Source organism: Demequina rhizosphaerae (genome assembly GCF_000971255.1).
GTDB classification, from domain to species: Bacteria; Actinomycetota; Actinomycetes; order Actinomycetales; family Demequinaceae; genus Demequina; species Demequina rhizosphaerae.
In genome coordinates, this window is the sequence record NZ_BBMC01000009.1 from 1 (window position 1) to 20,970 (window position 20,970).

General features: G+C 72.2%; 17 protein-coding genes. 3 read left to right on the forward strand and 14 right to left on the reverse strand.

The features are described 5' to 3' along the window. Window positions 1–831, reverse strand: an 831-nt coding sequence (locus AOM07_RS11925) for a helix-turn-helix domain-containing protein (RefSeq protein ID WP_062314095.1), incomplete at its 3' end; no start/stop codon positions are given. Between the two features lie 133 nt (window positions 832–964). Beyond that, the gene (locus tag AOM07_RS11930) at window positions 965–2,161 is read right to left on the reverse strand and encodes an IS481 family transposase (RefSeq protein WP_062314098.1); all 1,197 of its coding nucleotides are present in this window, start codon (window positions 2,159–2,161) and stop codon (window positions 965–967) included. Window positions 2,162–2,385: 224 nt separating this feature from the next. Between AOM07_RS11930 and AOM07_RS11935 the strand changes: the two genes are divergently transcribed. Beyond that, window positions 2,386–3,333 (forward strand): DUF4349 domain-containing protein, encoded by a 948-nt coding sequence (locus AOM07_RS11935; protein WP_062314100.1) that lies wholly within the window; start codon window positions 2,386–2,388, stop codon window positions 3,331–3,333. Window positions 3,334–3,384: 51 nt separating this feature from the next. On the opposite strand, the gene AOM07_RS11940 is transcribed toward AOM07_RS11935, so the two are convergent. The 6 genes from AOM07_RS11940 to AOM07_RS15020 form a co-directional block, all read right to left on the reverse strand. Beyond that, window positions 3,385–3,843 (reverse strand): hypothetical protein, encoded by a 459-nt coding sequence (locus tag AOM07_RS11940; RefSeq protein WP_156171923.1) that lies wholly within the window; start codon window positions 3,841–3,843, stop codon window positions 3,385–3,387. A gap of 65 nt (window positions 3,844–3,908) precedes the next feature. Then, window positions 3,909–4,529, reverse strand: coding sequence for a hypothetical protein (locus tag AOM07_RS11945; RefSeq protein ID WP_156171924.1), 621 nt, complete (start codon window positions 4,527–4,529; stop codon window positions 3,909–3,911). Between the two features lie 124 nt (window positions 4,530–4,653). Then, the gene (locus tag AOM07_RS11950; RefSeq protein ID WP_062314107.1) at window positions 4,654–5,835 is read right to left on the reverse strand and encodes an MFS transporter; all 1,182 of its coding nucleotides are present in this window, start codon (window positions 5,833–5,835) and stop codon (window positions 4,654–4,656) included. Beyond that, entirely contained in the window at window positions 5,832–6,401 is a 570-nt protein-coding gene (locus tag AOM07_RS14990; protein WP_062314109.1) for a DUF5317 family protein, read from the reverse strand. The genes AOM07_RS11950 and AOM07_RS14990 overlap by 4 nt, the downstream gene beginning before the upstream one ends. 2 nt (window positions 6,402–6,403) lie before the next feature. Further along, a complete protein-coding gene (locus AOM07_RS11960) occupies window positions 6,404–8,398 on the reverse strand; it encodes a putative bifunctional diguanylate cyclase/phosphodiesterase (protein ID WP_062314112.1) in 1,995 nt (664 codons plus the stop codon). Between the two features lie 395 nt (window positions 8,399–8,793). Further along, window positions 8,794–9,348: a hypothetical protein gene (locus tag AOM07_RS15020; RefSeq protein ID WP_062314115.1), complete on the reverse strand. Its 555-nt coding sequence runs from the start codon at window positions 9,346–9,348 to the stop codon at window positions 8,794–8,796. A gap of 646 nt (window positions 9,349–9,994) precedes the next feature. On the opposite strand from AOM07_RS15020, the gene AOM07_RS11970 reads away from it, so the two are divergent. Beyond that, a complete protein-coding gene (locus AOM07_RS11970; RefSeq protein ID WP_062314117.1) occupies window positions 9,995–11,377 on the forward strand; it encodes a UTP--glucose-1-phosphate uridylyltransferase in 1,383 nt (460 codons plus the stop codon). Between the two features lie 134 nt (window positions 11,378–11,511). Here AOM07_RS11970 and AOM07_RS11975 read toward each other — a convergent pair whose 3' ends face one another. After that, on the reverse strand, window positions 11,512–13,362 hold the full coding sequence (locus tag AOM07_RS11975) for a bifunctional copper resistance protein CopD/cytochrome c oxidase assembly protein (RefSeq protein ID WP_062314120.1): 1,851 nt from the start codon (window positions 13,360–13,362) through the stop codon (window positions 11,512–11,514). Between the two features lie 124 nt (window positions 13,363–13,486). Here AOM07_RS11975 and AOM07_RS11980 point away from each other — a divergent pair, with 124 nt between their 5' ends. After that, a complete protein-coding gene (locus tag AOM07_RS11980) occupies window positions 13,487–15,238 on the forward strand; it encodes an MDR family MFS transporter (RefSeq protein ID WP_062314121.1) in 1,752 nt (583 codons plus the stop codon). Window positions 15,239–15,254: 16 nt separating this feature from the next. Here AOM07_RS11980 and AOM07_RS11985 read toward each other — a convergent pair whose 3' ends face one another. From AOM07_RS11985 to pdhA, 5 genes are all read right to left on the reverse strand, one after another. After that, on the reverse strand, window positions 15,255–16,277 hold the full coding sequence (locus tag AOM07_RS11985) for a DUF2332 domain-containing protein (RefSeq protein ID WP_062314124.1): 1,023 nt from the start codon (window positions 16,275–16,277) through the stop codon (window positions 15,255–15,257). A 75-nt stretch (window positions 16,278–16,352) separates the two neighbouring features. Next, a complete protein-coding gene (locus tag AOM07_RS11990) occupies window positions 16,353–17,060 on the reverse strand; it encodes a hypothetical protein (protein ID WP_062314126.1) in 708 nt (235 codons plus the stop codon). An 87-nt stretch (window positions 17,061–17,147) separates the two neighbouring features. Then, window positions 17,148–18,587, reverse strand: coding sequence for a dihydrolipoamide acetyltransferase family protein (locus AOM07_RS11995; protein WP_062314128.1), 1,440 nt, complete (start codon window positions 18,585–18,587; stop codon window positions 17,148–17,150). Window positions 18,588–18,597: 10 nt separating this feature from the next. Beyond that, complete coding sequence (locus AOM07_RS12000) at window positions 18,598–19,602, reverse strand: alpha-ketoacid dehydrogenase subunit beta (RefSeq protein WP_062314373.1); 1,005 nt, start codon at window positions 19,600–19,602, stop codon at window positions 18,598–18,600. A gap of 5 nt (window positions 19,603–19,607) precedes the next feature. Further along, complete coding sequence (pdhA, locus tag AOM07_RS12005) at window positions 19,608–20,738, reverse strand: pyruvate dehydrogenase (acetyl-transferring) E1 component subunit alpha (protein WP_228374457.1); 1,131 nt, start codon at window positions 20,736–20,738, stop codon at window positions 19,608–19,610. Window positions 20,739–20,970: the final 232 nt, after the last annotated feature.

Below are 20,970 nucleotides of genomic sequence, written 5' to 3' on the forward strand. Positions count from 1 at the left end.
GGTGTGCAACACGTGTTGCATCGCGTCGATCGTGTCGGCGTCGGGCCTGGCCGCGAGCCACTTCTTCAGGGTCTGGTGAAAGCGTTCGATCTTGCCCTGGGTCTGGGGGTGGCCCGGGTGGCCGTTCTTCTGCTTGACGCCTAGGGATGCGATGACGTGCTCGAAGTGGTTGGGGCCGCCTTTGTAGTTGGCGAACCGGGTGGTGTAGATCAGCCCGTTGTCCGTCAGCGTCGACGCTGGTAGACCGTGCTCACGTGCGGTGGTCAGGAACGTGGTGGTCACGATCGGCGCGGTCACGACCGCATGGACGGAGATGTGCAGCAGGAACCGGGAGTGGTCGTCGAGCCAGGAGATGATCTCGACCTCGGTGGCGTCGGCCAGGTGCCAGTGGGTCATGTCGGACTGCCAGCAGCCGTTGGGGGTGGCGGCTTCGAAGCGGGTCCACGACGAGCGGGGACGTTTGCGTGGCTGCGCCGTGACGCGTTCGCCTTCACGCAGGATCCGCCAGATCGTCGACGTCGCCGGCACCGTCAGGTCCTCGCGGGCGAGCCGGTCCGCGATGGACTCCGCCCCCGCATCGAGTCCTTCGCCCGTCAGCGCGTCGCGCAGCTCCACGATCCTGGCCCGCACCGGTGCGGGCGTGGTCTGCGGCGACGTGCGTGGGGCGCGTGAGCGTGGCTCCAGACCCGCAACGCCCTCCGCTCGGTAGCGCGTCAGGAGGGCGTAGATCCACCGTCTGGAGACCTTGAACCGCTGCGCCGCCTCGGCGACGGACAGGCCGCCCTCGACGACCGCCAGCACGATGACCCGGTTCTTGTCTGCATCCGCCATGGCCCATCGTCGAAGCACCAGGCCTGTGAACGATGTCGCGACACATCAGTGAACGATGTCGTGACACCAGACACCGTCACCCGCTCTCTTGTGATGTGTCGGGACATCGTTCACAGATGTCTCGGGTCATCGTTCACAAAGGCCCCTCCTTCGGGAGGGGCCTTTGGTGTTTCTTGGGTTGGTAGTCGCGGGTTTCGTCGAGGTGGTGTTCGGCGATGATCTCGCCGGTGGTGCGGTCGATGACGAGGGTGTCGCGGCCGGCCATGAGGAGCACGATGTCGGTTCCGCGGTGGGCGCGTCCGATGCCGAGGTGGCGTAGCTTGCCGGCCCAGCGCACGGTGATGGTGCCGCCGGGGTCGACGATGTCGTGGCGGACGCGCCAGTGGCGTTCGAGGAGCTCGATCGAGGGCTGGTCCTTGGGTAGCGCGGTGTAGGCCTCGGCGGGGGTGCGCCGGGCGAGCGACCGGTGGGGGCGTTCGTGGTTGTAGACGTGCTGGAAGGTGTGCAACACGTGTTGCATCGCGTCGATCGTGTCGGTGTCGGGCCTGGCCGCGAGCCACTTCTTCAGGGTCTGGTGGAAGCGTTCGATCTTGCCCTGGGTCTGGGGGTGGCCGGGGTGGCCGTTCTTCTGCTTGACGCCTAGGGATGCGATGACGTGCTCGAAGTGGTTGGGGCCGCCTTTGTAGTTGGCGAACCGGGTGGTGTAGATCAGCCCGTTGTCCGTCAGCGTCGACGCTGGTAGACCGTGCTCACGTGCGGTGGTCAGGAACGTGGTGGTCACGATCGGCGCGGTCACGACCGCATGGACGGAGATGTGCAGCAGGAACCGGGAGTGGTCGTCGAGCCAGGAGATGATCTCGACCTCGGTGGCGTCGGCCAGGTGCCAGTGGGTCATGTCGGACTGCCAGCAGCCGTTGGGGGTGGCGGCTTCGAAGCGGGTCCACGACGAGCGGGGACGTTTGCGTGGCTGCGCCGTGACGCGTTCGCCTTCGCGCAGGATCCGCCAGATCGTCGACGTCGCCGGCACCGTCAGGTCCTCGCGGGCGAGCCGGTCCGCGATGGACTCCGCCCCCGCATCGAGTCCTTCGCCCGTCAGTTCGTCGCGCAGCTCCACGATCCTGGCCCGCACCGGTGCGGGCGTGGTCTGCGGCGACGTGCGTGGGGCGCGTGAGCGCGGCTCCAGACCCGCAACGCCCTCCGCTCGGTAGCGCGTCAGGAGGGCGTAGATCCACCGTCTGGAGACCTTGAACCGCTGCGCCGCCTCGGCGACGGACAGGCCGCCCTCGACGACCGCCAGCACGATGACCCGGTTCTTGTCTGCATCCGCCATGGCCCATCGTCGAAGCACCAGGCCTGTGAACGATGTCGCGACACATCAGTGAACGATGTCGTGACACCAGACACCGTCACCCGCTCTCTCGCGCAAGGCCCGTTCCGTCAGGAGCGGGCCTTCGTCCTTCCCCCGCCGCGCTTGCATCACGCCTGGTCACAGCATGGTCACGGGTTCGCATCCAACGCTTCCGCGCCGCCGTGCGTCTCCCTAGCATGAGCGGCATGAGCACACGCGTCGACGCGACATCGTCCCCCGTCCGCCGGGGCGCGGTGATCGCCGCGCTCCTCGCCACCGTCTGGCTGCTGGCGGGTTGCAGCTCCGGCGCGTCGGACTCGTCCTTCGCGGGGGTGGAGGAGGCGTACGAGCAGGCCGAGGAGGCCGACGGCGCCACGGGCGGCGCGGCGGACTCCGCGGAGGCGGCGGACGACCGCGCCCTCATCGTCACGGGTGCGATGTACATGACGGTCGAGGATCCCATCGCCGCCGCCGACCGCGCCGAGGACATCGTCACGAGCGCGGGCGGCCGCATCGACTCGCGCTCCGAGACCGCGCCGGGCGCCTACGACGGCGGCTCCGCGCGCCTGACGCTGCGGATCCCTGCGGCGGCGCTCGACTCCGCGGTCGACGAGCTCCGCGCGCTCGGCACCGTCGACGAGTTCACGACCGACTCCGCCGACGTCACCACCGAGGTCCGTGACCTCGACGCCCAGATCTCTACGCTCCGCGCGTCCACCGCGCGGATCGAGTCCCTGCTGGCCGACGCGGAGGACATCAAGGACATCATCACGCTCGAGGACGAGCTCGACGGGCGGCAGGCCCGCCTCGAGAGCCTCGAGGCCCGCCAGCGCGGCCTCGACGACCAGGTCTCCATGTCGACGATCGACCTGTCGCTCACGACCGAGCCGATCGTCATCGTGGACGATGCGCCGCGCAGCTTCTGGGGCGGCCTCGAGTCGGGCTGGAACGGGCTGGTGGCCTTCGTCTCCGGCGCGCTGGTGATCACGGGGGTGCTGCTGCCGTGGGTGATCGCGCTCGCGCTCATCGGCGCCGTCGCCCTCGCGGCCGTGCGCACCGTGCGCTCGCGGAGGGCCCGCGCGGCATCGTCCGAGGCCGAGGAGGCCCCGGCACCCGCCGCCCCCGCGGGCGGCTCCCCGAGCCAGGACGCCTGAGGCCCCGCCCGTGGAAGGCCCCTCCGACGAGGGGCCTTCGTGTGGTCGGGACTACTCCTCGACCTCGTCGATGGTGCCCGTCACCTCCCAGGGGAAGTCGCAGCCCGTGTACGTCGCCGAGTAGGCGAGCCCGTCGTAGTCGCCGGTGCCGACCAGCTCGGCGGTGAAGTCGTAGCAGTAGCCGTCCTCGGCCTCGTCGGACTCCGTCCGGGTCCCTTCGATGGCCCCCTCCCAGGTGCCGCCGTCGTTGGTGAGCACCGCAGAGCCGCTGGAGGCGGTCTCCGCGCCCAGGGAGTCGATGTTGAGGATGATCTCGTTCTCGCCGGTGACCCGCGCGTCCGACATGTCGTCCTGGCAGGTCGGCAAGGTGCCGAGGCTGTCGCACTCGGTCTGTCCGGTCACCTCGACCGGGTAGTCGCCGGAGTCGCCGCCGCAGCCGGACAGCGCGAGCACGATCGCCGCTCCCGCCGCCGCTCCGAGCGCTCCGCTCCTTCTGGTGATGCGCCGCATGGCGCCTCCCTTCCACCGCCGGGCCTCCTCCCGGTAGCTTGCTCCGCCCCGGCGGCCCCGTGCCGTCAGGGTTGCTCGTCGACGTCCTCCCAGGACTCGCCCGTCGCTGTCGTGGGCGTGCCGCCCCCGATGAACGCGACCCGCACGTACTCGTCGGGATACGGGTACGCGACCCACTCGTTCGTGATGCTGCCCTCGTCGTCGTACGTCATGATGCTGATGCCGATGAGCTCGAACGGGTTCCCGGCGAAGTTCACGCCGCGCCACACCCAGAGGTTGCCCGACTCGGAGCCGTCCGCGTCGACCCAGGACTGGACCGTCTCGATCTCGGCGCCCCCGCCGCCGTACAGCGTGTTGTACCAGGCCTGCCGGTAGCCGACGGCGCCGAAGACGTCGTCGTCCATGACCGCATCGTCCGTCGCGTACGACGCGATCAGGTCGGCGACCTCGTCGGGCGTGCCGAAGGACTCGGGGTCGGCCAGGATCTCCTCGATCGCGGTCCTCGTCGCGTCGACCTTGTCGTATCTCGCGTCGATCGCATCGAGCTCGATCTGCAGCGCGTCGCGCTGTTCCGTGACCTCCGCGAGCTGCGCCTCGAGATCCTCCGTCGAGCCTCCGGTGCTGCACCCCGCCGCCAGCGCGACGACGGCCGCGGCTATGGCGACCGGCGCCATCCGCCCGTTCATGACGTCCCCTCTCCCGGTGCCGGTCCGGAGGCGTCCGGGTCCGCGGAGGAGGGGCATCGTCCTTGCTATCAGCCGTCTTCCATCCTACGCCGGGCCCACCCGTCGCGGCAGGTCCGGGCTCGCTTCAGGCCGGTCTGCGGAGGGGCGCGCGACGGTCGACGCCGACCGCGATGCCCACCGCGAGCTGGCCGGCCGCGAAGGCCAGCAGCAGCACCAGGGTGGGCGTCCACGAGCCCGTCGCCTCCGCGAGGACGCCCGCGGCGACGGGGCCGATCGCGGCGAGCAGGTAGCCGATCGACTGCGCCATCCCCGACAGCTGCGTGGTCTCGGACGGCGTCCGTCCGCGCAGGCTCATGAGCGACAGCGACATCACGAGCGAGGCCCCCGAGCCGACGCCCGCGATGACGATCCACAGCAGCACTGCATCCGGGGCGACCATGAGCCCCGCGGTTCCCGCCCCGATGAGCACGGTCGCGAGCACCGCGGCCCCCACCTGGCTGTCCGGCCGCATCGCGAAGGGGATGAGCAGGCCGCCGGCGATGCCGACCATCTGGTAGACGAACAGGTGGATGCCCGCGGTGTGCGCGGACACCCCGAACGAGCCCTCGATGGTCGGCAGCCACGTGACGAACACGTAGAAGCTCGTCGCCTGGAGCCCCATGAAGCCGGTGACGAGCCAGGCGGTGCCGGACCGCCACGTGCTCGCGTGCGCGAGGTCGGCCTCCGCGACCTCGGCCGCCGCATCGTGCCGCACCCGGGTGCGCAGCCACCACGCGACCACGACGACCGCGAACGGCACCGCCCAGACGCCGAGCGACAGCCGCCACGTGCCGACCTCCGCGAGCGGCACCGCGACCGCCGCGCCGACGGCGGCCGAGCCCGCGATGACGGCGGAGTACGCGCCCGTCGCGACGGCGATGCGGTCGGGGAAGTCGCGCTTGACGATGACCGGCACCAGCACGTTGCCGATCGCGACGGTCGCGCCGATCACGGCGGTCCCGAGCCACAGCCCCGCGGCGCCGGTCCAGGACCGCACGACGATCCCGAGCACCAGGCCCGCCAACGCGGCGAGGAGCGTGCCCTCGGCGCCCCAGCGCGCGGAGAAGCGGTGCACGAGCGGCGACACCGCGGCGAAGCCGAGCAGGGGCAGCGTGCCGAGCAGGCCGAGGGCGCCCTCGCCGAGCCCGAGGTCGGCGCCGATGTCCCCGAGGACCGGGCCGACCGCCGTCTGCGCCGGGCGCAGCGTCAGCGCGACGAGGTAGACCGCCAGCGCGGCGGCGAGCGGACCGCGCGCCCGGCGGGTCACCGCTCCGCGGCGGTCGTGGCCGCGTCGTCGGCCGGCGCCTCCCGCACGGGGGAGCCCAGCCGGCGCGAGCCGCTCCAGGCGACGATGCCGACGCCGAGGACGATGAGGACGTCGCCGACGCTGAACGTGTTCGCCAGCGGCAGCGGGTCGGGCCACGCGAACACGTCGCCGAGCCACGGCAGCACCGGATCCGCCAGCACCGCGGTGTTGGCGAACGCGTGGTCGGGGTCGATGCCCGCCGCGGCCGTCGCCCCGGCGCTCGCCGGCAGCACGCCGCCGTTGAGCGCGATGGTGACGCCGTTGGAGAGCGCGCCGGCGCCCACGACGAGCAGCCCCCAGACCTCGCGGTTGAGCCACACGAACGCGAGCGCCGCGGCGTAGGTCGCGAGGTGCAGCGCCTCGGCGAACCCTGCGGGCAGGTGCACGTCGATGATGACGATCTGCAGCAGCAGCGCCGCCCAGATGAGCCATGCCCACCGCCAGCGGCGCAGCAGCAGCCCGGCGGGCCACCGCAGCGCGACGAGCGGGGACAGGAGGGCGAGCACGCCCGCGGCGAGGACCAGCATGGTCAGACGATACTTGCAGGCGCGGCGTCGGCCTCGGCGGGAGGCTCGATCCCGAGCACGCGCTCGAGCTCGGCCGCCTCGACCGGACGCCCCAGGTGGTAGCCCTGGCCGATAACGTGGCCGAGGCCGCGCAGCGCCGTCACCGTCTCCGCGTCCTCGATGCCCTCCGCGACCACCCGCAGGTCGAGCGCGAGCGCGAGCGAGATGGTCGAGCGGACGATGATGAGGTCGTGGTGGTCGGCGCCGATGTTGCTGACGAACGAGCGGTCGATCTTGAGCTCGTCGATCTCGAGGCGCTTGAGGTAGCTGAGCGACGCGTTGCCGGTGCCGTAGTCGTCGATAGCGATCGAGACGCCGAGGCGGCGGAGCGCGTGCAGGACCAGGTCCGCGCGGGCCGGGTCCGACAGGATCGCGGTCTCGGTCACCTCGAGCACGAGGGACGATGCGGGCACCTGGTGGCGCGTGAGCGCCGCCCCGACCTGCTGCGGCAGGCCCTGGTCGGAGAGGTGGCGCGCGGACAGGTTGACCGCCATGCGGACGTCGAGGCCGGCCGCGTGCCAGCGGGCGACCTGGGCGAGGGCCGTGTCGAGCACGAAGGCCGTCACCGGGAAGATCAGTCCCGAGTTCTCCGCGAGCGGGATGAACTCGTCGGCCCGCACGAGGCCGCGCTCCGGGTGCCGCCACCGCACGAGTGCCTCGACCGCGACCACGCGGCCGTCGGTGAGGTCGGTCTGCGGCTGGTAGACGACGTGGAGCTGGCCGGTGTCGAGCGCGGTGCGCAGGTCGGTCAGGAGCTGGAGCCGCTCGACGGTGTTGATGTCGAACTCGGGCGAGAAGGTGCTGATCCGGTCGCGCTCGAGCTTGGCGTGGTACAGCGCGATGTCCGCGTTCTTCATGAGCGTCTCGCCGTCCTCGCCGTGGAGCGGAGCGACGGCGAGGCCCGCGCTCGCGCGGACGAGCAGCTCGAGCGTCTCGACCCTCACCGGCTCGTCGAGCGACGCGAGGATGTCGCGGGCGACCTGTCGGGACGCGGCGAGGTCGCCGCGGACCACGACGGCGAACTCGTCGCCGCCGAGCCGGTGCACGGAGGCGCCGTCGGGGGCGACCTCGCGCAGCCGGACCGCCACCTGGCGGAGGATCTCGTCTCCCACGGGGTGGCCGAGCGTGTCGTTGAAGTCCTTGAAGTGGTCGAGGTCGATGAGCACGAGGCCCGGACCGCCTGTGCGCAGCGGCGCCGCTTGCGCGAACCCGCGGTCGAGCTCGTGGTGGAGCTGGCCGCGGTTGCCGAGGCCCGTGAGCGAGTCGTGCGTCGCGTCATGCGCGTGGCGCGCGGCCGCTGCCGTGAAGAGGTGCGCCGCGAGCACGGGCGCCAAGAGGAGCGCGAGCGCGGCCGCGCCATCAGCCGAGGTCACGGCGGCGATCCCGCCGACGCTGAGAAGAACGATGTTCGTGAGGGCGAGATCCTTGATGTCGTCGCGGAAGACGCGCCAGACGGTCTGACCGGTCGAGAGCGAGACCACGCCCGCCACGAGGAGCCAGTTCACGACGATCATGCCGACGCCGGCCAGGAGCAGCGGGATGAGCTCCGCACCTTCGACCGGCATGGGGCCGCCGAAGAAGGGGACGCCCGCAAGCCAGGAGAAGATCAGCCGTGCCGTCACCACGCTCAGCGTGTACTGAGCCGTGTTGAAAAGGGACTTCCGAGGAGCGCGGCGATGCAGGACATCATCCGCGATGCTCGCGGTGATCTGCACGGCCACTGCGACGCCGATGCCGGCGATCGGTACCAGGGCGAGCACGAACGGCGCCGATGTCGACAGCGTCCGCTCCTCGCCGTCCTCGCGCAGCAGTCGGATGGGCTTGACCTCTCCCGCGATCGCCGCCGCGGCGAGGAAGATGATCGGCCAGACCGGCGTCTCCGCCAGTGTCACCGGCCAGGGCCCTCCGAGAAGCACCAGCACGATGGCGACGAGGCCGAGGCCGCCGATCGTCGCCACGTACGCGGTGATGCGCGAAGGCGGCGCGGGAAGTCGATCCCCCGCGCCGCCTCCGTGCCTGGTGGGGCTCACGCCCACTTGAACCCAGCGCCCGCGATCACCGCCACCGCGACGAGCGTGCCAGCGCTCGCCGAGATGCGGACGACGGTGTTGTTCTTCATGAGGTTCCACTTGTCCATCGTGCTCTCCCTCTGCTTTGAGGACTCCGCCCCCAGCAGGGTCGCCCCCGCCTATGCCCGGGTCTCGCTGAAGGGTGATGAGGCCCGACCATGACATCGTCCTGCCTGGTTTCCGGCTGGACCACCCAGCCGTGGCTCATTCTTGCGCAACAATCGTCGCCACACCAGCATCTATTCGGGGTGTGACGACCATCACACCGGGACGCAAAAGCCGCGTCAGCGGACGGGGCAGGACACGACCAGGCCCTCGGTCGCGGCGAAGGCCACGGCGCCGCTGTCGCCGCCGCCGTACGTGAGCGTGAGGCACCAGTCGAACGCGTCCGTGCCCTCGAGGCTGACGGCGCGGTCCTCGTCGAGCGACAGCTCCGCGGCGATCGCCGTCCCGTCGACGACATAGCCCGACGCGTCGACGCCGACCTCCACGGTCCCGTCCGGATCCGCGACGTAGGCGTCCACCACGGCGTTGCCGAGCGTCACGACGTCGGCCTGGGCGCGCAGGTCCTGCTCGGCCTCGTCGGTGCCCGAGGTGAGCACGACGGCCGCGAGCGCGGCGGCCCCGAGGGTCCCCACGATGCCGAGCACGAGGCCGGCGAGCGGCCAGCTGCGCCTCGCGGCGGCGCCGCGGCGCCAGCGCGCGAGCCCGATGCCGCCGAGCAGGATCGCGACGGGTCCGAGCCCGAGGCAGCCGGTGACAAAGGAGGCGATGCCCACGCCGTTGCCGCCCGAGACGGCGACGTCGTCGCCCGCCTCGACCTCGAGCGTGTCGACCATCGCGTCCTCCCTCGCTGCTCGCGTTCGGGAAAGTGTCGCACGGTCGGGGCGCACGCCTGGACGACGCGGCCGCGGCGGTTCATCCACAGGCTCCAGACATGGCGAAGGCCCCCCGGAATTCGGGTCCGGGGGGCCTTCCCTGCAGCTCGAGAGACCACGGTGGGCGGCGCCCGAAACGCGGCGACGACCTCTCGGCCGACTCCCCGGGCCCGTCGTGCCCTGTGCCGTCACCCACAGGTCCGCCCGCCTCGCTCACGAGACGGCGAACGCGGACCGCCGTTGTCCGAGGAGTCCGATCCGGCGCGCGCACACGCTCGTCGTCGCCCCCGTCCCGTGCCGTTTCCGGCGCAGCGGCGGGTCCGACAACCTCAGGAGAGCGTTCTCACCCTCGCCCTTCAGCGCGTGTCGCACCTTTTCGCTAGAGGCGTTTCTACTCGTGTCCCCCGGGTGACGCAAGGCCTCACCCGCACAGAGTTCCCGTCCACCGCGCGCCCACATGGTCATCCACATGTCCCGTGCGGGGCCTCGGGGTTTTACCCACACCTGTGGAGGAAATCTGTGGAAACACTGTCATGCGTCGCGGCCGGTCCGCACCCCGGCCGTGAGCCCTGGCCCGGGCGCGTGCACAGCCCCTAGGCTCGGGGTCATGACCGCTCCTGGACTCATCGCCGCCCAGGCCAAGATGGCCGCCGCCGGGGTCGACCAGACCGCCATCGACGTCTTCTCCCACTACTTCGCGGAGCTGGAGGCCGGCGCCACCGGCCTGATCCGCGAGGACACCATCGAGCCGCTGCTCGACCCGCCCTTCCTCGAGGGCGTCGACATCGACGAGGACGCGGCGAACGAGGCGTTCGCGCGGACCGCGATCATCCGCCTCAACGGCGGGCTCGGCACCTCGATGGGCATGGACCGCGCGAAGTCCCTGCTCCCGGTGCGGGACGGCAAGAGCTTCCTCGACCTCATCGTGGACCAGGTCAAGCAGGCCCGCGCCGCGACGGGCGCCCGCCTGCCGCTCGTGCTGATGAACAGCTTCCGCACGCAGGACGACACGCTGGAGGCGCTCGCGCCGTACATCGACCTCAAGGTCGACGGGCTCCCGCTCGACTTCCTCCAGAACGCCGAGCCGAAGCTGCTTGTCGACGGCCTCATGCCGGTCGAGTGGCCCAAGGACCCCACGCTCGAGTGGTGCCCGCCCGGACACGGCGACATCTACACCGCGCTGCTCGGCTCGGGGATCCTCGAGAAGCTGCTCGACGAGGGCTTCCGCTACGCGTCGACCGGGAACTCGGACAACCTCGGCGCGGTGCCGAGCCCCACGATCGCCGGCTGGTTCGCCGCCTCGGGCGCGCCGTACGCCGCCGAGCTGTGCCGCCGCACCGCGGCCGACCGCAAGGGCGGCCACCTTGCGGTCCGCAAGGCCGACGGCCGCCTCATCCTCCGCGACACGGCGCAGACGGCGCCCGAGGAGATGCACTACTTCACGGACGAGCACCACCACCCGTTCTTCCACACGAACAACCTGTGGTTCGACCTCGAGAAGCTCTTCGCGGCGCTCAAGGAGCGTGGCGCGGTGCTGGGCCTGCCGCTCATCCGCAACGTCAAGAACGTCGACCCGACCGACTCGACCTCGCCCGAGGTCTTCCAGATCGAGACCGCCATGGGCGCCGCGATCGAGGTGTTCGAGGGCGCGACGTCGATCGTCGTGGGCCGCGACCGCTTCCTGCCGGTCAAGACCACCAACGACCTCCTGCTGCTGCGCTCGGACGCGTACACGCTCGAGTCGGACGGCGCGCTGCGCCTCGCGGTGGGCGCCGCCCCGCTCGTGGACCTCGACTCGAAGCACTACAAGACGATGTCCAAGTTCGAGGCGCGCTTCCCGCACGGGGTCCCGTCGCTCAAGGAGGCCGTGTCGCTCACGGTCAAGGGCGACTGGACGTTCGGCGCCGGCGTGGTGTGCCGCGGCGAGGTCGTGCTCGAGGACACCGGCCAGGCCGAGACCATCCCGGACGGGACGGTCCTCGAGGGCTGACCCCCCTCCGGCGCGCATCGTCGACTCCCAATGACGGAAGTGACGGCCGCTGACCCACGTGAAGGCTGGGACCGCCCCAGCCTTCACGCGAGAGCACGCGTGCCACATCCGTCATTGGGAATCGACGGGCGGGGTCACCGCTCTTGGCGCGCGTCCTCCTCGGCGGTGCGCGCAAGCATCGCGTTGTAGGCGCGCAGCTCCGCGTCGTCGTCCCGCTCCGCCTTGCGGTCGAGGCGGCGGGTCTCCTTCGCGTCGGCGCGGCGCCACGCGACGACGATGCCGATCGCGAGCAGCACCACCGGGAACTCCCCGATGCCCCACGCGATCTGGCCGCCGTACTGCTGGTCGGTGATCGCGTCCGGGCCCCACGTGCGCCCCATCAGCCCGAACCACGTGGGCGCGATGAGCACCGTCGACATCATGATCGCGACGCCGAAGAACGCGTGGAACGCCATGGTCGCGAACAGCAGCACGATGCGCATGGGGTAGCCGGGGCGCGTGGGCCCGGGGTCGATGCCGACGAGCGCGTTGACGAAGAGGTAGCCCACGATCGTGAAGTGCAGGATCATCCACAGGTGGCCCACGTGGTTGCGCAGCGCGAACTCGAACAGCGGCGAGTAGTAGAAGACGATGAGGAAGCCCGCGAAGCTCACGGCCGCCACAACCGGGTGGGCCCAGAAGCGCATCCAGCGCGACTCGACCACGGTGCGGATCCACTCGCGCGGACCCACCGAGCCGTCGCGGCGCGGCGGCAGCGCGCGCAGCGCGAGCGTGACCGGGGCGCCGAACGTGAGCGGCACGGGCACGGCCATGACGAGCAGCATGTGCTCGAGCATGTGGCCGCTGAACGTCACCATGCCGTAGACGGTGGGCGCGCCCTGCGTGAGCCACACGAGCAGCGCGATCCCGGTGAGGAACGATGCGGTCCGGTACCAGGGCCACGCGTCGCCGCGGCGGCGCAGCCGCAGCACCCAACGCACGTACGTGAGCGCGGCCGCGCCGAGCACGAACGCCGTGACGATCTCGAGGCGCCACTGCGCGATCCACTCCCACGCGGTGGGCGCCGGCGGCAGCTCGTAGCCCGTGAGGTAGTACGCCGGGCTGGGCTCCTCGACCGGCACGATCGGGATCGGCGGCGCGGTCGACGCGAGCACGGCGGCGACGCCCATGACCGCGACGAGCGCGCCCACGTCGACCGCCATGAGGCGCCAGAAGCGCTCCCTCGCCTGCGCCTCGTCGAGACGCGGCAGCGACGCCCGGCGGTGCAGCGCCGCGAGCGCCACCGCGACGGACATGAGGCCGATCTTCAGCAGCAGCAGGCGCCCGTACGCGCTGGTCCACAGCTCGGACGGCGCGGACAGCCGGATCCAGCCGTTGGCGGCACCCGAGACGACGACGGCGGCGGCCGCCCAGATCGCGATCTTCGAGGCGCGCCCGATCGCGTCCTTCGTCCGGTCGCCCAGCACCCCGCGCAGGAGGAGCATCGCCCCGATCACGCCGGTCCACACCACGGCGCCGGCGAGGTGAAGGAACATCGCGGAGGTCGCGAGGTGGTGGTCGGCGGCACCGGCGGCGTGCCCGGTCTCCGCGAGCCAGCCGAGCGCCCACGCCACGGGCACGAGCGACCATGCCGCCACGGCCGGGGTGCGGACCAGCGTGCACAGCACCGACGCGACCAGCCCGGCCGCGAGCACCTGCAGGTAGGCGATGAGCAGGTCCACCGAGGTCGAGTAGCTCCACCACTCCTCGACGAAGCGGGAGGCGTCGGGCAGCGAGCCGCGGATGCTCGCGTACGTGGCGAGCGAGTGGCCGAAGGCGCCGACCACCCAGCCGATCGAGCCGAGGCGGGCGACGAGCGCGGCCCGGCCCACGGCCGCGTGCCCGCGCGGCAGCACCGCCGCGATGACGAGCAGCGCGCCCGCGGTCGCCGCGATGGAGAGGTCCCTCACGGCGGCGAACAGCGTCACCAGGACCTCGACAGACATGCCTCAAGGGTAGGGCGACGGCGCGGCTTCCCCTCACCGGGGTCTGGCGGAATCGACCGGACCGGCGCAAGGTTGACGAGGGAGGCGCCCCGCGCCCCGCCCTCACCTCCCCGAAGGGTGCACGATGACCGACCAGTCCCCGCTCCTGGAACGCCGCCAGATCAACCTCATCGTGGGCGGCCTCGTGGTCGGGATGTTCCTCGCGGCCCTCGATCAGATGATCGTCGCGACCGCGATCCGCACCATCGGCGACGATCTCGACGGCCTCACGCTGCAGGCCTGGGTCACCACCGCCTACCTGGTGGCGGCGACCATCTCCACGCCCCTGTACGGCAAGCTCTCCGACATCTTCGGCCGCAAGCCGCTGTACCTCGTGTCGCTCAGCCTGTTCATCGTGGGCTCGCTGCTGTGCGGCACCGCGACCGACATGTACCAGCTCGCCGCCTACCGCGGGCTCCAGGGCCTGGGCGCGGGCGGACTCATGGCGCTCGCGCTCATCATCGTCGGCGACATCCTGAGCCCCCGCGAGCGCACGAAGTACCAGGCGGCGTTCTTCGGGGTATGGGGCGTCGCCTCCGTCCTCGGGCCGGTGCTCGGCGGCTTCTACGCCGATGCGGACCAGCTGCTGGGGCTGGCCGGCTGGAGGTGGATCTTCCTCCAGAACGTGCCGCTGGGGCTCATCGCGCTCGTCATCGTCCTGCGGGTCCTGCACGTGCCGCACCACGCGCACGCGGTGCGCGTCGACTACTGGGGCGCCGCGGCGCTCGTCCTCGCCATCGTGCCGATGCTGGTGGTGGTCGAGCAGGGGCGCGAGTGGGGGTGGACCTCGACCGCGGTGCTCGCGCTGTCGGCGGCGAGCGTCGCGGGCATCGTCGCGTTCATCGTGGCGGAGCGGGCGGCCGGGGACGATGCGCTGCTCCCCCTGCGCATGCTGCGCAACCGCACGGTGGGCGTGTCGACCGGGCTCAACTTCGTCATGGGCTTCGCGATGTTCGGCGGGCTCGCCGGCATCCCCCTGTACCTGCAGATCGCCAAGGGCATGAACCCCACCGAGGCGGGCCTCGCGATGCTGCCGTTCACGCTCGGCATCCTCGTGATGGCGGGGTCGTCGGCGCAGATCATCCGCGCCACGGGCAGGTACAAGCCGTTCCCGGTCACGGGCGCGACGCTCATCGTGATCGCCGGGCTCGTCCTGTCACGGCTCGAGGCGGGCAGCTCGCTGTGGCATGTGGGCCTGGGCGGCTTCCTCTTCGGCCTCGGGCTGGGCGGCATCATGCAACCGGTCATGCTCGCGGTGCAGAACGCCGTCGAGCCGCGGGACATGGGCGCCGGCTCGGCCTCCGTCATGTTCTTCCGGCAGATCGGCGGCTCGCTCGGCACGGCGGTCTTCCTGTCGATGCTCTTCTCGGCTGCGCCGGGGGACATCGGCTCCGCGTTCGCGAGCGCGGCCAAGGATCCCGCCTTCCAGCAGGTGGTCGCGGACGCCGCGACGACGGGAAACCCGGCCGAGCGGGCCGTCGCCGACGCGATCGGGTCCGGGAGCCCCGCAGCGGACTCGGGGCTGTCGCTCGACGACACCTCGTTCCTCCAGCAGATCGATCCCGTGCTCGCGGAGCCGTTCCGCGTCGGCTTCTCGGATGCGATCACCGGCGTCCTGCTGTTCTCCTCGATGTTCTCGGTGCTGGGGCTGGGGCTCGCGCTCGCGCTCCCGCAGCTGCCCCTGCGCGAGAAGTCGGGCCTCGAGACGCTGCGCGACGGCGACCACGAGCTGGCGGGGACGGACCCCCGTGCGACCGAGGACGGCACCCCGGCGCGCGCCGCCGCCGACACGGGCACCCAGGACGGCCGGCCCCCGGACGACGCGGGGCCTCCCTAGGCGCCGCGCCGCCCGCTCAGGGCAGGTCGAGCCAGGCGCCGTGCGTGTGCGCGGTCGCCACCGGCGCGGCCTCGCGCGGCCGTAGCGCGACGCGGATGTCGGCGCCGCCGCCGGGCTGGGGCTCGAAGGCCACCCGCACGAGCGGCCGCTCCGCCGCCACCCGGGCCACGGCCTCGTCGATCGCGTCGAGCGCCTCGTCGGGCAGCTGGTAGAGCGCGATCGAGTGCCACAGCACGATGGGCCCCGCCGGCAGCGCGCCCGCGACCTGCGGAAGCGTGACGGCCGCGTCGCCGGCCACCATCGCGATGTCGACGTCGCGCCGCAGCGCGATCGCGGCGCGCAGGCGCTCGAGGCGGTCCGCCTGCTCGGGCCACACGAGGGCCTCGAGCCAGGCCGCCTGCGCGGGATCCGTCGCGTCGACGGGCGCGAGATCGAGCCCCGTGCGGGTGGCGAAGGCGGGCGGGGCGTCGGGCAGCGCGAACCCGCCCCGGTTCTCGCTGTCGAGCGTGAGGGGCGAGGAGCCGATGCGGGTGTCGCCGTAGCGGTAGGCGACGCGGTCCATGAGCAGGCCGAGGCCCGCGGACGCCCCCATGTCGATCGCGTGCACGGGCCCGTCCCAGCCCCGCTCCGCGAGCGCGGCGGCGATCACCGGCATGAGGACCGCGCAGCGGCGCACCTCGTTGGTCTGGGTCCGGCGGGTGGCGGCGAGCTCGAGGAGCTCGTCGCGACGGGCGAGCACGAAGGCGCGGAACTCCGCGTAGGCCGCGTCGTCGGGGGTGCGCGCCTCCCCGGCGAGGCGCGGGTACCAGGCCGCCAGCGCATCGTCCGCCGTCAGGAGGTGCTGGACCGCGGCGAAGAGGACGTTGATGGGCGGGGAGGTGCGGATGCGGGCGAGGACCGCGAGGATGTCGGGGTCGTCGGCGAGGCGCTGCGCGAACAGCTCGTACAGCGGCGAGTCCGCGGCGAACGGGGTCCACGCGCGGACGGACGCGGCGATCTCCGCGAGGGGGAGGCCGTCACCGGCGAGCCAGCGTTCCACGGGATCCTCCTTGGCGACGTCTTGACGGTCTCTTGACCGTCCCCGACGCTACCGCACCGGACCCGACGTCGCCCGTCAGGCCTGGTAGCCGAACTCCTCGAGGAGCAGCCACTCGCGCTCGGCGATGCGGGCGCGGTGCTCGTCGGCCATCTCGACGCGCTTGGACTTCGACGCGTTCGCGCCGGCGTGCGACGCCGCCCGGCTCGCGATCTCGTCGCGGCTCATGGTGATCCCGAGCCGGTCGCGGTGGGTGTCGAGCATCTCGACCACGTCGTCGAGCAGCGTCTCGGTGCGCAGCACGACGTCCCACGCCTTGAGCCGCGCGTGCTGCTCGCGCACGTCCTCGACCGTCTTCATCGACGGCATGAGCTGGAGCGAGCGCGGGATGGCCATGCGCATGTAGCGGAACGACTGCAGGCCGACCAGGCGCGCGATGCCGGTGTCGCCCCAGCGCGGGGCGACCGCCGCCGCGTTCGCGGGGTCGAGGACCACGTCGAGCCACGAGCCGAAGTCGCGGTAGGCCGACGCCTGGCCCGCGTTCTTGAGGGTGAGGTAGACGCCGCCCTTGCGGTCGCTGCCGTAGCGGTACAGCGACAGGTACTGGTCCCACGGGTCGCGCACCGAGATGCAGTGGAGGCGGTGCGGGTCACGCGCCTGGAGCGGGGTGTGGCGCTGGCGGACGGTCGGCTCGTGCCCGAGGACGTCGATGAGCACCTCCTCGACGAAGGTGGATCCGGTCTTCTGGGGGTCCAGGTAGACCAGCTTCTCGAACTCGACCGCCATGCTTCTCCCCATCCGTTCCTGCGCGCGCCGCCGCTGCGGCCGCGTACGCGACTGTACCTCGCGCCCGCAGCGCGGCGGGCGCCGGGCCTAGCCCCAGACGAGACCCTGCGACGGGTCGCTCATCACCCGGCCCACGTCCGCGAGCACGCGGGCGCCGAGCTCGCCGTCGACCAGCCGGTGGTCGAAGCTGAGCGCGAGCTGCGTGACCCAGCGCACCTTGATCTCGCCCTCGTGGACCCACGGCTGCTCGCGGATCGCGCCGAACGCGAGGATCGCGGACTCGCCGGGGTTGAGGATCGGCGTGCCGGTGTCGATCCCGAGCGGGCCGACGTTGGTGATGGAGATCGTGCCGCCGGAGAGCGCCGCGGGAGGGGTGCGGTTCTCGCGCGCGAGGGCCGTGAGCTCGCCGATCTCGGCCGCGAGCTCGTGCAGCGGGAGCCGGTGCGCGTCCTTGATGTTGGGCACGAGCAGGCCGCGCGGCGTCGAGGCCGCGATGCCGAGGTTGACGAAGTGCTTGTAGACGATCTCCTGCGCCTCGTCGTCCCACGAGGCGTTGATCTCGGGGTGGCGGCGCACCGCGAGCAGCAGCGCCTTCGCGACGATGAGCAGCGGCGTCACGCGCACGTCCTGGAACTCGCGGTCCGCCTTGAGCCGCGCGACCAGGTGCATCGTCTCGGTGACGTCGGCCGTGTGGAAGACCGTGACGTGAGGCGCGGTGAACGCCGACTTCACCATGGCCTCCGCGGTGCGCTTGCGCACCGAGCGCACGGGCACGCGGGTCGAGCGGCCGCCGTCCTTCGAGTAGCCGGACTCGAGCCACGGCTGGTCGTCGCCCGCGTACGTCGCGAGGCTGCGCGCCGACATCGCCTGCGCCGCCTGCTCGACGTCCTCGCGCGTGACCAGGCCGCCGGGGCCCGACGGGGTGACGGTGGTGAGGTCCACGCCGAGCTCGCGCGCGAGCTTGCGCACGGGGGGCTTGGCGAGCACGGGGTACTCGCTCGCCTCGTCGGCGCCGCCGATCGGGTCGAGCGCACCGTCGCGGCGCGGGCGGCGCTGCGCGGAGCCCGCCTTGACGCCGTAGCCGACGAGCACCGCGCCGGAGCCGTCCTGCGCGGGGGACGATGCGGCGGGGGACGATGCGGCGGGCGCCGGGGCAGCCGGGGCCTCGGGGGCGGCGGCGGGCGCAGGCGCCGGCGCCGGGGCGGCGGACTCCTCCACGACGGCCTCCGCGGCGACCGCGTCCTGCGCGACCGGCGCATCGTCCGCGGGCGCCTCGCCGTCGGGGTCGACGTCGAACTCGGCGATCGCGACGCCGACCTCGACCGTGTCGCCCTCCTGCGCGAGAAGGCGGACCACGACGCCGTCGAACGGGCACGGCAGCTCGACGAGCGACTTGGCGGTCTCGATCTCGACGAGCGGCTGGTTGACCTCGACCGTGTCGCCGGGCGCGACGCGCCACGTGACGATGTCCGCCTCGGTCAGGCCCTCGCCGGCGTCCGGCATGTGGAAGGTCTCGATGGTGGGCATGCGCGGCCTCTCAGTGCGTCATCACGCGGTCGACGGCGTCGAGCACGCGATCAAGGTTGGGCAGGTAGTCGTGCTCCAGCTTGCTGCCAGGGTAGGGCGCGTGGAAGCCGCCCACCCGGAGCACCGGCGCGTGGAGGTGGAAGAAGGCCTCCTCGGCGATGCGGGCCGACAGCTCCGCGCCCGGGCCGTACGCGGTGGGGGCCTCGTGCACGATGACGACGCGCCCCGTGCGCTTGGCGGACCGGACCACGGTGGCGGAGTCGAGCGGGGAGATCGACCGCAGGTCGACGACCTCGACGCTCGTGCCGTCCGCGCCGGCGACCTCCGCCGCCTGCAGCGCGAGGCGCACGGTGGGCCCGTACGCGACGAGCGTGACGTCGGTGCCGGAGCGGGCCACGCGGCCGCGGGACATCTCGGCGGTGCCGGCGGAGGCGCCGTCCTCGGCGGACAGCTGCGCGTCCACGCGACCCTCGTCGACCTCTCCCTTGTCCCAGTAGCGGGCCTTGGGCTCGAAGAAGAGGACCGGGTCGGGCGACGCGATCGCCTGCTGGATCATGTCGTACGCGTCCTGCGGCGTCGCGGGCGAGATCGCGCGCAGGCCCGCGGTGTGCGCGAACAGCGCCTCGGGGCTCTCCGAGTGGTGCTCGACGGCGCCGATGCCGCCGGCGAACGGCACGCGGATCACCACGGGCAGCTGGATGCGGCCCTGCGAGCGGTAGTGCATCTTCGCGAGCTGGGTCGTGATCTGGTCGTAGGCCGGGAAGATGAAGCCGTCGAACTGGATCTCGATGACCGGCCGGTAGCCGCGCATCGCCATGCCGATCGCGGTGCCGACGATGCCGGACTCCGCGAGCGGGGTGTCCATGACGCGGTCCGGGCCGAAGTCCTTCCACAGCCCGTCGGTCACGCGGAAGACGCCGCCGAGCTGGCCGATGTCCTCGCCCATGAGGAGGACCTTCTCGTCGCGGTCCATCGCGGCGCGCAGGCCGCGGTTGATCGCGCCCGCCATCGTCATCTGGGTCACGCGTGCACCCCCTGGTCCGCGAACGAGCGCTCGTAGCGCTCGAACCAGGCGCGCTCGGCGTCGACGGTCGCGTGGGGCTCGGCGTAGACGTGCTCGAACATGCTCCCGACCGCGGGGACCTCCCACGACCGGACGGTCTCGCGGGTGCGGCGGCCGAGCTCCTTGACCTCGGCCGCGACGGCCTCCCGCGCATCGTCCCCGAGCTCGCCCAGCGAGGACAGATAGGTGTCGAGGCGCGCGATCGGGTCGCGCTCGGCCCAGTAGGACTCGTCGGCGCGGGTGCGGTACCGGGTGGGGTCGTCGGACGTCGTGTGCGCGCCCATGCGGTAGGTGAAGGCCTCGATGAGCACCGGCCCGCCGCCCGAGCGGGCGCGCTCGAGCGCCCACCGCGTCACGGCGTAGCAGGCGACGACGTCGTTGCCGTCGACCCGGACGGACGGGATCCCGAAGCCCGCGCCGCGCTGGGCGAGCGGGACGCGGCTCTGGCGCGTCACGGGCTCGGAGATCGCGAACTGGTTGTTCTGCACGAAGAAGACGACCGGCGCATCGTGCACCGCGGCGAAGACCATCGCCTCGCTGACGTCGCCCTGGCTGGTCGCGCCGTCGCCGAAGTAGCAGACCACGGCGCCGTCGCGCGCCGGGTCGCCCGTGCCGACGAGACCGTCGCGGTCCATCGCCATGGCGTAGCCGGTCGCGTGCAGCGAGTGCGCGCCGATCACGAGGGTGTAGAGGTGGAAGCGGTGCGCCTCCGGGTCCCACGCGCCGTGCTGGAGGCCGCGGAAGATGCGCAGGATCTCCGGCAGGTCGACGCCGCGCGTGAGCGCGACGCCGTGCTCGCGGTACGAGGGGAAGACGAAGTCGTTGCCGTTGAGCGCGTGGCCGGAGCCGATCTGCGCGGCCTCCTGGCCCAGCGACTGGACCCACAGGCCGAGCTCGCCCTGACGCTGCAGGCTCGTGGCCTCGTTGTCGAACGCGCGCACCACGGTCATGTCGTGCCACATCCGGCGCAGGGTCGCCGCGTCGAGGTCCTCGGCGTAGCGATCGAAGTCGGGGTGCGGGATGCGCTCCCCGGTGCGCGTGAGCATCGTGACGAGGTCGTCGTCGGTGTGCGGACCGTGTGCTTCCACGGGTGCTCCTTCCGTTCCGCGGGCGGGACGCTGGGGGCGCCCGCGCCGTAACCTACGCCAGCGTAGGCTACGGAACCGTAGGTTATCAACCGAGGGGTCGGACGATGCGCGGCGCGCCGCCTCCCACAGCGCCCCGGGAACGCCGGGCGGGCCGTCGACGTTGGCTCGCACGCACCCCTCAGGCGCCAGCCTGTAGCGTGGGGCCGACGCGCGCCCCGTGTGGGACGCGCAC